Raw genomic sequence first — 15,304 nt, 5'->3', positions numbered from 1 at the left:
ATTTTCGGGAGGTAGCAAAGATGGAAAAAGTATGTTTTGAATTAGAAAGTATTGAATTGACTTATTTAGATAAAAAGGTATTAGAAATAGAACGTTTAGCTGTACATCAGTTTGACCGTATCGGTATCGTTGGAAAAAATGGAGCTGGAAAGAGCACTTTATTAAAGCTGCTTGCGGGTAAAGTTCAGCCGTCAAGCGGAATAGTAAAAAGTCACGTCGACTTTGCTTATTTTGATCAATTAACGGCACCAGAGAAAAAAGAGGTGGATTACGATCTAACAGGAAAGCTGTCTATCCCTGAAACAGAATTCAAAAATTTCAGCGGTGGGGAACAAACAAGGCTGAAACTAGCCCAAATTTTTTCAAACTATCATGAAGGTTTAATAATTGACGAGCCGACAACGCATCTTGACGCAGATGGCACACAGTTTTTTATAGAGCAATTGACTTACTATTATGGTGCACTCGTACTTGTGAGTCATGATCGGTATGTATTAGATAAACTTGTGACGAAAATTTGGGAAGTAGAAGATGGGAAAGTAAGGGAATATACAGGTAACTATTCAGATTATGTAACACAAAAAGAGCTTCAGAAAAGACAGCAACAGGAACTGCATGATAAGTATGTCAAAGAGAAATCACGTCTTATGAAAGCCGCAGAAGAAAAAATGAAGAAGGCTGAAAAAATTACACAGGCAAATGGACGTATGTCCAAAAAAGAAACAAAGGCAAAGGCGAATAAGATGTTTATGACGAAATCTAAGGATACAGGTCAAAAAGCAGTACAACGAGCAGCAAAAGCGATTGAACAGAGAGTGGAACAACTAGAAGCGGTGGAAGCTCCAAAAGAGGAGCAAATCATTCGTTTTCACCAGTCAAATGCTCTTCAGTTACACAATAAGTTTCCAATTATGTCAGACCGCTTAACAATTAAAGCAGGGAATAAGGTACTTCTCGAAGAAGCGAGCTTCCAGTTTCCATTGGGTAAGACAATCGCAATAACTGGTAATAATGGTTCAGGTAAAACAACGTTGCTTCGCCATATCTTACAGCGTGGTAAAGGGATAACGATTTCTCCAAAAGCGGTTATCGGAGCTTATGAACAGATGGATTATCAGTTTACCAAAGATGAAACCGTACTAGACTTTATGAAAGATAGTAGTGATTTCGATGAGAGCAAGATTCGTTCTGTTCTTCACTCAATGAGTTTTACAGGAAATGATTTAAAAAAGGATGTTCGTAATCTAAGTGGTGGAGAGGCAATTCGTTTAGTATTGTGTCAGCTATTTTTAGGAAGATATAATGTATTGGTTTTAGATGAGCCAACAAACTTTTTAGATGTTTTCTGTATTGAAGCATTGGAACGGTTTATTAAAGGATATGAAGGGACTATCCTACTTGTATCACATGATCATACTTTTATCGAACGAGTAACTGATTATGTATATGTTATAGAGGATCAAAAGTTAGAGTTAAGAAGCTAATGAAATGAGGAGCAGGGTTATCTCTGCTTCTTTTCTATTTTTTTATGTTTCCCTGTTTTATCGTCGGTATCTACTGAAAAAAGTTGATCCCCAACAGCAAGGAATCGGGAAAGAGCAGCGGGCAAACCATTATGTATTCAATCTCTATTCAACCAGTTTTTACCAATCAGTAATCAATACAAACTCAGGCTGAATCCGATACCGGGTTTCAGTCTGTTTCTTTGTTCAATGTTCTTTCAAACCCTTGTCCAGTAAGGTATGGAGCGGTTTCGGTTGTTGCTCAAATTCTTCTTATAGTTCGGAAAGACACGAAATAAAGGAAAGAGGCTATGTTGAATATGGATAATTCTGTTTCTTTTCTCCTAATTTTCTTTTCTTTATGTTCCCCCTTGGAAGATACCCGTTGAATAATACATGCACCCAAAGGGGGGTGTAAAGGAGGAAAGGACTATAAATAGATTTCTTTAATTTTTAATCATAAAATCTCATTTTTGTATTTTAGGCAACAGAAAACATGGGTGGTTGGTCAAATTCCACTAAAAATTCATCAATTTTAATGGAATCATAAATTTCATTTTCTATAAAATATCCAATCATATTATCAAAAATGGAGTTTTCCTCTGCTAAAGTAAATCCTGCCTTTTGTAATAAATCACGAGTTTCTCTTATATCTAAACGGAATGCTATTGCAAAGCAAAGAAGTTTTTGTTTTGATGGTTTTATTTTATTTTTTATAACTTTATTCTTATAGAACCGGTCAATACCAAATTTATCAAGGTCAATAGGGTAATTCTTTTTCTTTTCTTTAAAAAGCGATTCTACGTATTCACCTAATGTTTGGGTACTTTTTACCTTTTGGACTCTCTGTTCTAAAACTCTAAATATACCTTTCTTAGGGGGCATTTTCATAGGGGGTGCTTGGTTGTAAAGTATTGTTGAATCATTTGAAAAAAAACGTTGTTCTAGGCAATTTATAGCCTTACTAAGCCCGTTATTCTCTATATATAGTTTCAGCTCTTCTTTAATATGCGAGTCTAATTGTCCCTTCATAAATATCCCTCCAAAGAAGTCTCAATGTGACTTGCCACGTCACCTTTAAATCCCATTGCCTATATACAATAGAACCATAGAACAAAGTAAATATGAATTCAAGAAGTAAATGGTGGCAAAGAATTGCATGAAAATAAGATGCTGCAGTTAGTCTTCTTGGTTTCGTATAAAAAATATACATCAATGGAGGAATAAAAAATGAACTCACAAATGGTTGTAAAAAAAATAGGTAAAGGTTATGAAAGTGTAATTGGGGCAGTGGATCCAAAGAAAATACTTGTCTGTAGATTGGTTGATTGGAATCTAATCTTAATCAAATTGAATAAGGATGGGCCAAAGTGTACGATAGTTCACTTTAATCCTCTGGAAAGGTTTTACCTTAAACAGAAATTAGATAAAAGGGCCTTCCAGGCTATCTATGAAAAGTTATACAAACCCGCAGTTAGTGATTGCTTTGAAGTCATAGATGGCGGTGATGTTGAAAACTTTAGTGATTGTATAAGAATAATGGCAGCATTACCTGTACCAGAGAAAAAGGCTGATCACGAAATGGTAAGAAAGTTTACTGATGCCAAAATGCTAGAATTTCTGTCATCCAACGAAAGTATTAAACCATTTTCAAATTACAAAAATTCAATAAAAAAGGGGCAGTAAACATGAATAAGAGTCTAACAGAAGTAGTCATTGAGTCATTGGGTGACTTTGTAAAGCGGTATGAAGAACACGAAAATACTAAAGTTACAATGGAAGTTTGGGATGTAAACGCCAAAGTAAATGGCATGGATCTGATGGATTACATTCTGAATACCCTTGAAAATAACGGATTCAATACGGCAAATGTCAGATTTTTCTTTAGAGATGGACATTGGATGTCCGTGTATTTAGAAGAATAATCACAGCCTAAAATAAAGGAGCGAATTAAATTAGATTTCGCTCCTTTATCCAATTATTTCACTATTTTAGCGAAAGTATTAAAGAGGAAGTAAAATAATGAGGTTTCCCTTTATTATATGGGCTGAATTTAAGGATTCAGTCCTTTTTTCTTAATATCCCTTAACTTATTGTCCTAAAAGGCTTCTGTCATCACTTTTCTCCAATCTTTTTGTTGTTTTCCTCACAGGATAGAAACAAAAGATCCATTATACTGTTTCTTTAGAACTCGCTAATAGTATTTAGTTTTGTTTCACATTAGCTACCTGCCATAATGCAGTATCCGTTTGTCTGTCAATAATATATAAAAATATAGTAAAATTTAATGGAAGGCTAGGGATTGAGGAAATTTTGTAGATATGGGCAGGGGAGGGTTTTTTGATTGGTATCAAAAACTTTAAGTGAGCAACATTTAAAAGCAATTTGTGATGTACTTGCTGATACAAATAAAGGTCTTACCAGGACGGAAATTACTAATTTATTAAACCAGTGTAAAGTCGAATTAGTAGAAGATGGACGTTCAAACAAAGGATACATACATACTTTCGGTTTAAGTAAAAGTAAATGGCTTTATAATTGTTTTGTTATGGAAATTAATAATAAACAATCATTTGAAAACATCTACTTGTTTATAGAAAAAGCTATGGATCCGGTATCCTATACAAGTGAGAAAAAACGTGATAAGTTTGATTTTCTATTTGAAGAGTTAAATAAAGTGTTATTGTTATCCGGTCTATTAATAACAAATGAAGGCAAGTTGATTCCAGCGGAAAGGGCAAAGACACTAGATGAGGTAGACCGCCGTGTCAATAGCCTCAAGAAACACCTTTACAATAGGGCGATTCATCAAGAAGTTACAAAATATTGTATTAAAGATTATTTAAGAAAAGATTATTATGATGCTGTTTTTGAATCAGCAAAAGGACTTGCAGAACGTGTTAGAATCATTTCAGGGTTGACAACTGATGGAGGAGCTTTATTTCAGAAGGCATTTTCTAAAAATGACCCCTATATCTTTTTCAATGGTTTATCTACAGCTAATGAAATAAGTGAGTTTGTTGGTCTCAAAGAGTTACTCGAAGCAATATTTCATTTAGTAAGGAATCCTGCTGCTCATACTCCGAAAGTGAATTGGAAGGTAGATGAAACAAAAGCATTAGACATATTAACGGTAATATCGTTTGCACACAAATACTTAGATGAGTGCCACCGGATACCGACAAAATAGTGGTTTAATAGAATTTCAGGGAGAGGATATGGGGCATGACTAAAAAGGTTAAATTAAACATGATTGATAACGGCTTAGACTTTCTTTTAAAATCACTTGATACAATCGAAGATAACGATGGGAATTTAAAATACTCAATAATTAATCTACATGCAGGAATACAATTGCTATTAAAGGAATTACTTTTTCAAGAACATTGGTCACTTATCTTTCAAAAAATAGAACATGCAAAGAAGGCAAAATTGATTTCGGGTGACTTTGTTAGTGTAAATTATGAAACCCTGATTCAAAGGCTAAAAAATATAGCAGAAATAAATCTTGATAACCGATTAAATGAGGAATTGGAATTACTTCGAAAAGAGAGAAATAAAATTGAGCACTATCACTTTGTAGTTACACCCGATGTATTGAAATCAAGGATTGTTAGTATCTTAACTCATTTTATTCCTTTTTTAAAAGCTGAAATGGTTGAAGAGGGATTAGTAGATTCTAATGATGAAAGGTATACCCAAATAATTGAACGTCTTAATGAATTTGAAGAGTACATAAATGGAAGAATGTTGTTATTGCAAGAAAGATTGGGTCAAATAGACATCGTATTGAAATGTCCGGTATGTTACCAAGAAGCGGTTGAATTTAACGATGAAACCGATGCGTTTTGTCATTTTTGTAATGAGAATATTTCTTCATTTACGGAAGGGTATATCGAAGACTTTGTTGATACATATAGTTATGAAAAAGATGGTGGGGAGAATCCTTTACATGAGTGCCCTGATTGTGGAATGGAGACGTTTATTTGTTTAGATGGGTATCAATTCATCTGTTTAACCTGCGGGATCAAACCAACCCAAGATGAAATAACAACATGTGATGGACCAAGATGCAATGGAATGATTGTTTATAGACAAGAAGATGGAGCATCTTTTTGTGAGTATTGTTTGGATCACTTTAAAAATGCTTAAACAATATAGAAAAAGTGTTTGGTAATACGTCAATGGTACTGTCCGGGTCTCAATTAATATTGAAAAAGAAATAATTAGACTGGGTCAAAATTGATCTAGTCTTTTTCGATGTTCCACAGATAGTTCTATAAATCCTCTCCAGCCACTATATTCTATTCTGTTGTTTTCCTCACTTTATAAACCCAATGAATTATTGTTTCATTATCATGTAATTTTTCCGGGGTCATTTAGTCATATTTCTGCTTGGTTTCAATCATAACAGGGAAATAGTTTATTAAAAGTATTTATAAAGTCTGAATAAAGTCTGTTCCAGGTACACTACGCTAAAAATTAGAGTAAATTACAGATGATTTTAGTTTGATAAAACCTATAAAGTCCATATTAAGTCCGTTTCAAGTACACTATGAAATAACCTTATAGCAATTGTAAAGCAATAACTTTAATTTCGATGATAGAGGGAAGTGATGTTTGAGAGATTTCTTCCCTCTCCGCAAAACCTTTCTTCTGTTTTTCAAGCAACTGAGAAGATTGTAGGTTGACCGTATTCCTCTAAGCAAATATCAATATCTGCACCGAAATAATAACCCTTCTCTATGAAATAACCAATAATGGAATCGAAAACATTATTTTCTTCTGTAAGAGTGTATCCTGCCTTGTTCAATAGTTTTTCTGTTCCATCCAGGTCTAATTCAAAAGCAATAGCAAAGCATAATAATTTTGATTTCGTTGGATGGATTCGGTTATTAACAACTTTATATTTATATGCTCTATCAATTCCAGCCTTTCTCAGTACATTAGGATCATCTTTTCGCTTTTTCTGATAAAGTTCTTCGATATATTCACCTAATGTTTGGGTGCTTTTCACCTTGTTTATCCTTGCGTCTAAATCTGCTGTAAAATCAAAATTTCCGAAGGCGTGTCCAAAAGAGGTTGTTGGTTCATGCGAAACTCCTGCTTTTTTTATTATATTAAGGGATTTTACTCTTGAAGCTATTACATTATTTTCTATAAACAAGTCCAATTCCTCTTTCAATTCTGGATCAAGATTATTGCTCATTTCTATCTTCCTCCCAAAAAAGTTCTATATGTGACTTGCTGGGCAACCTTTATATTCCATTGCCTATATACAATAGAATCATAAAGCAACGCAATAGTGAATTCAAGAAAGGTGAGAAAAGCAATGAATTGAAGGGGAAGAAAACATTGGGATTAGGGGAACGTACTGTGGATATACCAAGGTGATACCACTAATGATGAACAACAGCTAAGAGACTAAAAACACTATCCGTAGGAGGAAATGAAAATGAATAACAAAATGAATGCACCGATAATCAATATGGAAGAGGTAGAGGACTTTATCTTGAAAAGAATTCACCAAGAATTTCCTGATTTTGCAGTATCTAAATTGCTCGTTGAAATGGTACTGGAATTTGAAAATGAATTTTTGGAGAAAGAAGGAATAGCGTTACGTACTGAATATGTTTACCTGTATGATAACGGGGACTTATTTGGTGAAGAAAATGAAATGATTGGGTATGATTATGAACTAGCTTCTATTCATGATCTAATAGAGCAAAAATGGTGTGATGAAAGGGATTCAGGAAAAGTTTTTGTTGTTGCTGAAGGGCAATACTTGTATGAAGGTGGGAGATTCAAGGAGTTATAACATACTAGAGATAAGACAGGAGCGGATTCTGAAAGGATTTCGTTCCTTTTCTTTTTTTCTATTCAATTTTTAATCTCTTTTTGTTTGACGATTTTTATCAGAGAAAGTAAGTGAATTAGAAGGATTTCTCTTGTGACACCATGTTGATTCTCTTCTGAGATGGTGATTGTTATTGTGTTAACACTCGACAGATAAAATACAATGAAATTTGCATGAAATGTTAACACTTCTTCAATGTTCAACCCTTGGTAAATCAAAGTTTTTAAATTGAAGTGTCAACACTTTTTCCAGTAATGAAAAGTGTTGAGTATTCCTTAGAATAGACTGGTAGTTTTCTTTTTACCCATCGAGTCATCCTCAAGGATGTGTGGTCAAGAAAATTTCCTACAATGTTCTTTTTCAATTTCTTATTGGCTAAACTACAAAAATGTGTTATTTTGAATTTGTGTAAATTAATAATATACCATTACCTTTGACTAAAGTCAATGTATTTTCAAAAGAAATGTAAAGATTTTTCTTTTGTTTTTTGCATGACCAAGTATGTTTGATTTGAAAACATTTATGCAATCGTGTTAGGAGAGGAAGTCAATGAATGAAAAATCATTTGAAGATACTTTAAGTGATTTATTTAAAAATACGGTAACTATTGAGCCTAGGGAACTTTTGCCTTTTAAAGGAGGTCTAGGTCTCTTTCGAAAATGTATAGAAAGATATATACAAAATAACACAAAACAGCTTTCAGAAAAGGGAAAATCCTTTGAAGCAAAATGTAGTTATGTAAGCAAAAAAGAAGAAAGATTATTTAATGATGTCTTGTTTGATTTGTTATTAGATCCAGAGTATGTATATGAAACAGAACTATATGTAATTTTGGAGGAGTTTTCAAAGTTAGTGAAAATGACTTATGAAGAGATTCGCCATATTTTATATGGCCTTTCTATGATTCAAATTAAAATAAGAGGCGAAGGTGGAAGCCCTCTGATAATTTCTTCTCTTTTTCCTGGCTGTGAAACAGGAAATTGTTTAAATACAGATACGGGAAATTATGATAGTAAAGATCAATTCTTTGCATTAAGAATAAATGCTGAATTCCTGAATGCTTGTTCAGAAATTAAGGCGGAACTAGGAAAGTAGGAAAAAACATGAATCTAAAATTTGTTATTCAAAATAATTTCATAACACTAAAAAAGCTCGCATTCTTTTAATAGGGAAGTGCGGGCTTTTTTAATTACCATTGCCAATAGTCACTGGAAAAGGGAGGTAGAGGATTTTGAAGACTTGTAGCATATGTGGTAAAGAACTACCTATAACAGATTTTCCTAAAAAGGATAAACAAAGACGGAGGTCATATTGTAAAAATTGTAAGCTGTTAAGAAATGAAATGGTGAAAGCAAGACAAATCGAAATCCTAGAACTTGAAAAAGGGGAACAAATTGAGGTGAGGGGGAAGATGTCAAAAGGTCATAGGTATAGTTCCTTTGTTTCTTATGAAAAGGCAGCTCAAATGGTAGACGAGAAGGTTGCATATATTGTGAATCCTAAGTTGATCCGTAAATATTTTGATAAAGAAACGTTTCGAAAACTGGTATTTAGAAGATACGGGAATAGTTGCTTTTACTGCGGGGATGAAGCTACTACAATTGATCATATTATTCCTAAAAGCCAAGGTGGAATTTCATCCTTCTCGAATTGTGTACCTGCCTGCTCCCCGTGCAATGAAGCCAAAGGAAGTATGAATGTAGATGAATTTTTGTATTATTACGATCTGTCAACCACAATACCAGGTATGTCCAGAGTTGATTCTGTAAGGTACGGTGTAATGGAAATGATAGAGAAACTTAATTATATCAATATTTATTTAAACATGTGTTTGAAAAAGATAGAAATGGAAGAAAACGCATTGAACGATCTCGTAGAAATAGAGCGGTTAAAGGAAAAAGTGAATGAAGTAAATGAGACTATTAACAGATATAAGAAAGCGGGAAGCCAAAAAGTTCTAGTTTAGAAAGCATTTATTAGAATTTTGGTTGTGGAAGGATGGAACAATAGTCTTCCCAATGGAAATTGATATGAAATTAAAGGTTGGGATAAAAATGAACAATATGACGGATGTAATCAAAAAACAATCACCAGATATTTGGAAGTGGGCCGGTACACAAATTTCTGCACTCTCTTGTAGCGAAACACTTATAGACGAAATGATAGAAATTAAGAAAAGGCAAATTGAAGGAAGTGGAAGAGAGCTGTTGGATGTACATGTTTTTAGGCCGGAGAAAAGGGTTTTTCCTTGTGTAGGGATAGAGTTTTTAACAAGGCCTAAACAAAAATGTGTCGAAGGGGAAGGTGCAAATAAATAGAAAAGGAAAAGGAGATGAGAGTCATAGATTTCTTGAAATTGCTAAAGGAAAATGACGTTTCTGGCATAGGACAATATCTGCAAAATCACAAGGCTAATAAAGAGGTTAATGGACAAAGTTTGTTGTACTGGGCAGTTTTCCATAATAGGGTGAGCATTGTAAGAAAGCTCATTGAACAAGATGCTGAAATTAACTATAAAGATAACCTTGGAAGAACACCTTTATCTACAGCCTGTTTTTTCGATTTTGTAGAAATCTCAAGTCTTTTATTAGAGAAGGGTGCAAAAGTAGATGCAACTTGTGTCGAACGTGCTTATCACGGTTGGGATGGCCATATCCAGATTGAAACTCTAAATTTGCTTCAGGAGAACGGGGTTGGCAATCTTTATTTGGATGATCTAAGGGATATTCCCAAGGGTTTTATAGGGGCTAGAACAGTAGAAGAAGCAATCTCAGTAATAATGAATACCTATATTCATATTTTTTCATTAGATCATGACTTAGGAATGGACAATAGTGGAAACCTTCGGAAAACTGGCTATGACTTGGTCAAATACATTTGTGAAAAAGGAATAAGACCTGCAAATAGAGTCTACATCCACACGGATAATGTTGTTGGTCGAGAAAATATGTACCAAACATTGAAGGCTGCACAAAGAAGAGGATTTATTGATGGGGATATTGAGATATATCATTATCCGTTTATAGCAAATAGTTATTCGGGTGAAGAGGATTGAAGCGTAATAAAGGCAAATAGAAGGAGTTTAGGAAAATGAAAGATAACTTAATTTCCGTTACAATTGATGCGGACTTTAGAGAATACATGGTAAATGGTAAAAAAATCCTAATAGGTATAGTATCAGGCAGGGCTTTGATGGAATTGAAGAAGGATATTCCAAATAAACCGAACCCAAGAGAATACATGGGAAAGAAAAATAAATATGTTCCCAAGATGATAAAGACACTTCGATATAAGCCGGAGCTATTTATATATATCAATAACGGCATCCATATTACTGCCGAGTCATATATCAAGAATGATGATGGCACTACTACAATTTTCTTTAAGAATGGGGAAGGAGTTTATAATGGCAATCACACCAAAAATGTATTGGAAAAGTACGGTGGTAAGAATAGCTACGTAATAATAGCAGTTTATTTTGAAGTTCCAGAAGATGAAATAGTTGATATTATAATTGGAAAGAATTCAAGTACACCAACGAAGGAAATTAGCCGGGGTGAAAAATTGGACCGTTATGAATGGGTGAAAAAAATCCTTCCTGATTACAAAATAAAGTATAAGGAGAGCGATGAGTATGATTTGGACATCGCTACAGTTTTGCATATAGCAGGTATATTCCAAGTAGACTCTATAAGCCAGAGCTTTATAAATAAAGACCATAGAAAGTTTCAAAGTTACCTTCGCAGTAAAGGTGACCTAGTAAAAAAACATAACGATGGCAAAGTTGATCTTGATAAAACCCGTTTTATATTGAAGGATTTATTTGATTTTTACCAATTTGTACGCTCGGATGAAGAGTGTGTAACATTGGTGAAAAGAAATTTGGAAAACAGAGGATGGCTACGGAAAGGAGTCATTACTGATTCCTTGATGTTCAATATTTTAAACGCACTAAATTTTGCTTTATATATTCCTGAAAAGACACTATATCCCTGTTTAAAAAAAGGTTATGATCTTGATCGCTTAAAGATCTTAACCACAAAAGTATTTCCCCAAATTGTTAATAATCTAAAGAAATATGAAGATGAGGGGTTGAAGGTGTCTGAAATTTGTAGAGAAAAGAACATTTATCAAGAAATACAAAACATTATGTTGGTTGCAGACTTAGAAGAGAAAAACAAAGATTTAGTCACAGTTAAGTAGTAATGAAATGCCTGTTTGCCACGACTTTAAGGGGGAAAAGTAACATGCCAATAGACTATGAAAATTTAGATATATCCAGGTTAGTAAAAACGGAAAGGGAACAACGCTCGTTGGACTTAGAGGAAGTGGGATCAGGCGTTGGTACCTCTGCGAATTATATATTTCGAATCGAAAAAGGACGTGTAAAGCCACCAATCCACGTTATTGAGAAAATAATCAAATATTTCGACTTAGATGATAAAAAATTAGAGTTATATAGATCTTTGACTAAACAAAGTAAAGATGAAGTTGACGGTAAAGAAGAGCGAGAAGAGGCGACCAAACCGACAGATGCAATAAATGTTGTAGACATTGAAGTTCTCAGGAAGAAAAAGTCGGACAAAAAGAGTATGGACTGAAGGAAGGGATAATTGACCCTTTTATGTCAATTGAAACCCCTGATGATTAATTCTCAGGGGTCTTTTCAGGTTGGTAAGTTTTGATGAAATCAAGCAGACATTTACTGAAAATATCTCGAAGTCGTAAATGTGAAAATTGGTTGGAATGCAATTCAGAGAATTGCTGGTAAATATCACCGTTAACTTGTATGGTCTTTGTGATAGTCTTGCTGTTTGGATCATAAATCCCTGGTTCCAAGATCAATTGATTCGTATATCCATGTAGTAGTTGCTTCAGCTCTTCAAGATGTTCACCAAGAAACTGCAATGTTTCTTCCATTTTGTCCTCGTCAGAACCCGATTGGAGATATTTCTTATACTCCTCAATTGGCATAATTCGGTCGTACTGTTTGCTAGTTTTATTGTACTGATAAGATGCGTTATCCCTCATGATTTTTGAGAAAGTAGACTCAGACAATCCTAATTTAGAAGCCACGTTTTTCAGGTGGTCGTTTGTCTCTTCACTTAACATCTTATTAGCTAATTCTACTCTCTCAATTGCGGATAAACTCATGAATTTTTGTGTATCCATAATCATTCCCCCTTTAATTCTTCTTACCTCTTATACTAGATTTCTCCTAAAAAAATATTCCTTTCTAATAGAAAATAATTTGCTCTATTAAGTAGTAATTGATGGTGCTGGTGCTTAGTATATAAGGTCTTATGACAAATCAGGAACTGAACATAGTGTCAGTGAATTAATAGGAGGAAATGATAATGGAGCAACAGGGAAATAAAGACATTATTGAGATGATTGAAAATAACTTCGGTGAATTCGTTGAGGAATTAAAGGGTCAAAGAGGGTATAGCTTAAAGGATATTTCTGATAAGACAAACCTCTCACCTAGTTTCATTTTCAGACTTATCAAGGGCTACAGAGGCTGTGAACTGACAACTAAGCTAAACATACTTATCAATGGTTTTGGATTGGAAGGTTGGGCAGAGGAATACATTAAACAGGTTTTACAAAACAAAGATCAACTAAAAAAAATTACTGATTAGAGTAATTGAAAGAGGAGCTACTTATTTATTTTTCGGTAGCCCCTTTTTTTTAAGAGTGAATTAACCGATAATTCAATAAAATACGATTGCCGAAACATAAACCATTAGTATTGTTTTCAAAATCTAGTTTTCAGTCTTCTTATGAAAAACGCACCCTTGACTGTGAACGGCTATAGGGGTGTAATAGGCGGTCTGAGTGAGGCACCCGTTTGCATTATCTCAAGGAATTGAGAATGCTTCAAATGTATAACTTATTATCGGTTTATTGGATGAATTTTCAGATAAGTAGGATTCTCGAATCATAAACCATTAATATTGTTTTCAAAATGTAGTTTTCAGTCTTCCTATGAAAAACGCCCCCTTGACTGTGAACGGCTATAAGGGTGTATTAAGTAAGTCTCAGTAAGGCACCCGTTTGGAGGGGATGACTTGTATTAATCCTAAAGTTAATGTCATACCAGCATATTAAAGTTCGTAAGATTTCAGAATTGAGAGATAACCAACCACAATAGGTTATGAAGCACAAGGTATCGAGAATGGTTTGGAGGAAAAAGTAAGCGAGGTTCATGGTTCGAGCTAAATACTGTTGCAAGATACCAAAAATAGGAATGAAATTGCTAATCAGCGTCTATTTTGCGATAATTAAGAGGATAAGTAGTAAATAAATACTATTATTTTACAGATAAATTAGAGAGGTTGCATTTTTAGATTAATAGAGGTTTGTGAATGAACATCACAAGAGAGTTGCGGGAAAATAGGAGGAAAGCAAATGCAAGAGAAAGTAACACAGGACCATATTAATAGAATACTATGGCAAGCAGCTGATTCATTTCGGGGCAAAATAGACTCCAGTACATACAAGGATTATATCCTTACAATGCTGTTTATTAAGTATCTCAGTGATTCGTATAAGGAGAAGGTAGAGCAGTATACAGAGCGTTATAACGGCGATGAGCAGCGTGTTCAACGAGCTATGTCGAGGGAACGATTTGTTTTAGATGAACTGTCAACATTTGGTTATTTATATAGTAAAAGAAATGATCCTGAAATTGGCGAAATCATTAATAAAGCGTTGGAACGAATTGAAAATGAGAATACAGGAAAACTTCGAGGTGTATTCCGCAATATCGACTTCAATAGCGAATCTATTCTTGGGAAGGCAAAAGAAAGAAATGCTATTCTACGTTCTTTGTTAGAGGATTTCAATCAGCTATCTTTAAGGCCATCACAAATTGGAGATGAAGATGTTGTAGGGAATGCTTATCAGTATATGATTGGACAATTCGCCTCGGATGCTGGAAAAAAGGGTGGGGAGTTCTATACACCTGCGGAAGTATCCGAACTTTTGGCACGTTTGGTAAGACCTAAAGAAAATGATCGTGTGTACGATCCGACATGTGGATCAGGCTCCCTACTGATTAAAGTTGCAAATCAGGTTCCAAATAAAAAAATAGCAATCTATGGACAAGAACGAAATGGAGCGACGCATTCATTGGCTCTCATGAATATGTATTTACATGGTATTGATGATGCAACAATTGAATGGGGCGATACGTTAGCTAATCCATTACATTTAGAAGACGGCAAATTAATGAAGCACTCGGTAATAGTTGCAAATCCACCCTTCAGCCTTGACAAATGGGCCATGGGATTTGCGGGTGAAGGGAACATAGATAAGAAATTTAAAATGGAGGGAAGTCTTGATCCATTCCGCAGATTTGAATAGGGTGTTCCACCAAGTTCCAAAGGCGATTATGCCTTCGTGCAACATATGCTCTATTCATTGGCAGAAGATGGACGTATGGCTACCATTCTTCCACATGGGGTTTTATTCCGTGGAGCAAGTGAAGGACAAATTCGTAAGCAGATTTTAGAGATGAACCTGTTGGATGCTGTAATTGGCTTACCAGAAGGACTATTTTATGGTACCCCAATCCCGGCATGTATTATGGTTTTTAAAAAAGACCGAAAGAGAAAAGATATTCTATTCATTGATGCGTCAGGAGAAGACCATTATGAGAAAGAGAAAAATCAGAACAAGCTACGAGAGAAAGATATAGAGGAAATTGTTTCTACGTATGAGAAATGGGAAACCAAAGAAAAATTTTCGAGTGTAGCAACATTTGATGAGATTAAAGAAAACGACTTTAACCTAAATATCCCTCGGTATGTTGATACTTTTGAAGAAGAAGAACCTGTTGACATGGTTGAAGTGAAAAGTAATATAGCAAATATTAAGGATGAACTTCAAGAAGTTGAAGCACAGATGGAAAAGTATTTGAAAGAGCTAGGATTATAAAGGA

At 34.4% G+C, this 15,304-nt stretch carries 16 protein-coding genes and 1 pseudogene; 14 read left to right on the top strand and 3 right to left on the bottom strand.

The annotated features are described in order from the left end of the window. Positions 1–20: 20 nt before the first annotated feature. Positions 21–1,484, top strand: coding sequence for an Msr family ABC-F type ribosomal protection protein (locus tag F7888_RS12430; protein ID WP_191779937.1), 1,464 nt, complete (start codon positions 21–23; stop codon positions 1,482–1,484). Positions 1,485–1,982: 498 nt separating this feature from the next. Here the strand turns inward: F7888_RS12430 and F7888_RS12425 are convergent, their stop codons facing one another. Further along, positions 1,983–2,534: a hypothetical protein gene (locus F7888_RS12425; RefSeq protein WP_191779935.1), complete on the bottom strand. Its 552-nt coding sequence runs from the start codon at positions 2,532–2,534 to the stop codon at positions 1,983–1,985. A 198-nt stretch (positions 2,535–2,732) separates the two neighbouring features. On the opposite strand from F7888_RS12425, the gene F7888_RS12420 reads away from it, so the two are divergent. The 4 genes from F7888_RS12420 (at position 2,733) to F7888_RS12405 (ending at position 5,654) form a co-directional block, all read left to right on the top strand. Beyond that, the gene (locus F7888_RS12420) at positions 2,733–3,188 is read left to right on the top strand and encodes a hypothetical protein (RefSeq protein WP_191779933.1); all 456 of its coding nucleotides are present in this window, start codon (positions 2,733–2,735) and stop codon (positions 3,186–3,188) included. 2 nt (positions 3,189–3,190) lie between these two features. Continuing rightward, entirely contained in the window at positions 3,191–3,427 is a 237-nt protein-coding gene (locus tag F7888_RS12415) for a hypothetical protein (RefSeq protein WP_191779931.1), read from the top strand. Between the two features lie 419 nt (positions 3,428–3,846). Next, entirely contained in the window at positions 3,847–4,692 is an 846-nt protein-coding gene (locus F7888_RS12410; protein ID WP_191779929.1) for a TIGR02391 family protein, read from the top strand. Positions 4,693–4,727: 35 nt separating this feature from the next. Then, complete coding sequence (locus tag F7888_RS12405; RefSeq protein WP_191779927.1) at positions 4,728–5,654, top strand: hypothetical protein; 927 nt, start codon at positions 4,728–4,730, stop codon at positions 5,652–5,654. 511 nt (positions 5,655–6,165) lie between these two features. Here F7888_RS12405 and F7888_RS12400 read toward each other — a convergent pair. Next, positions 6,166–6,711, bottom strand: a complete 546-nt coding sequence (locus tag F7888_RS12400) for a hypothetical protein (RefSeq protein ID WP_191779925.1) — start codon at positions 6,709–6,711, stop codon at positions 6,166–6,168. Between the two features lie 246 nt (positions 6,712–6,957). Here F7888_RS12400 and F7888_RS12395 point away from each other — a divergent pair, with 246 nt between their 5' ends. From F7888_RS12395 to F7888_RS12365, 7 genes are all read left to right on the top strand, one after another. Next, entirely contained in the window at positions 6,958–7,320 is a 363-nt protein-coding gene (locus F7888_RS12395) for a hypothetical protein (protein ID WP_191779922.1), read from the top strand. A 588-nt stretch (positions 7,321–7,908) separates the two neighbouring features. Next, positions 7,909–8,454 carry a hypothetical protein gene (locus F7888_RS12390; RefSeq protein ID WP_191779920.1) on the top strand — a complete coding sequence of 182 codons (546 nt, stop codon included), beginning with the start codon at positions 7,909–7,911 and terminating at the stop codon, positions 8,452–8,454. Positions 8,455–8,590: 136 nt separating this feature from the next. Then, positions 8,591–9,325, top strand: a complete 735-nt coding sequence (locus F7888_RS12385) for an HNH endonuclease (RefSeq protein WP_191779918.1) — start codon at positions 8,591–8,593, stop codon at positions 9,323–9,325. 52 nt (positions 9,326–9,377) lie between these two features. Next, positions 9,378–9,677, top strand: a complete 300-nt coding sequence (locus F7888_RS12380) for a hypothetical protein (RefSeq protein ID WP_191779916.1) — start codon at positions 9,378–9,380, stop codon at positions 9,675–9,677. A 14-nt stretch (positions 9,678–9,691) separates the two neighbouring features. Beyond that, positions 9,692–10,414, top strand: coding sequence for a cyclic-phosphate processing receiver domain-containing protein (locus F7888_RS22945; RefSeq protein WP_191779914.1), 723 nt, complete (start codon positions 9,692–9,694; stop codon positions 10,412–10,414). A gap of 35 nt (positions 10,415–10,449) precedes the next feature. Then, positions 10,450–11,562, top strand: a complete 1,113-nt coding sequence (locus F7888_RS12370; RefSeq protein WP_191779912.1) for an AIPR family protein — start codon at positions 10,450–10,452, stop codon at positions 11,560–11,562. A gap of 44 nt (positions 11,563–11,606) precedes the next feature. Further along, positions 11,607–11,960 carry a helix-turn-helix domain-containing protein gene (locus F7888_RS12365; RefSeq protein ID WP_191779910.1) on the top strand — a complete coding sequence of 118 codons (354 nt, stop codon included), beginning with the start codon at positions 11,607–11,609 and terminating at the stop codon, positions 11,958–11,960. Between the two features lie 46 nt (positions 11,961–12,006). On the opposite strand, the gene F7888_RS12360 is transcribed toward F7888_RS12365, so the two are convergent. Further along, positions 12,007–12,531, bottom strand: coding sequence for a hypothetical protein (locus tag F7888_RS12360; RefSeq protein ID WP_191779908.1), 525 nt, complete (start codon positions 12,529–12,531; stop codon positions 12,007–12,009). Between the two features lie 185 nt (positions 12,532–12,716). On the opposite strand from F7888_RS12360, the gene F7888_RS12355 reads away from it, so the two are divergent. Together F7888_RS12355 and F7888_RS12350 are read left to right on the top strand one after the other, a co-directional pair. After that, the gene (locus F7888_RS12355; protein WP_080848952.1) at positions 12,717–13,001 is read left to right on the top strand and encodes a hypothetical protein; all 285 of its coding nucleotides are present in this window, start codon (positions 12,717–12,719) and stop codon (positions 12,999–13,001) included. A 769-nt stretch (positions 13,002–13,770) separates the two neighbouring features. Next, positions 13,771–15,300 (top strand): annotated as a pseudogene (locus F7888_RS12350) (type I restriction-modification system subunit M). Positions 15,301–15,304: the final 4 nt, after the last annotated feature.

The sequence above is a fragment of the Litchfieldia stipae genome, assembly GCF_014837155.1.
GTDB lineage: Bacteria > Bacillota > Bacilli > Bacillales > Bacillaceae_L > Litchfieldia.
Note: the sequence above shows the minus strand (reverse complement) of the source record. Positions and strands in the feature narration are given on the sequence as shown.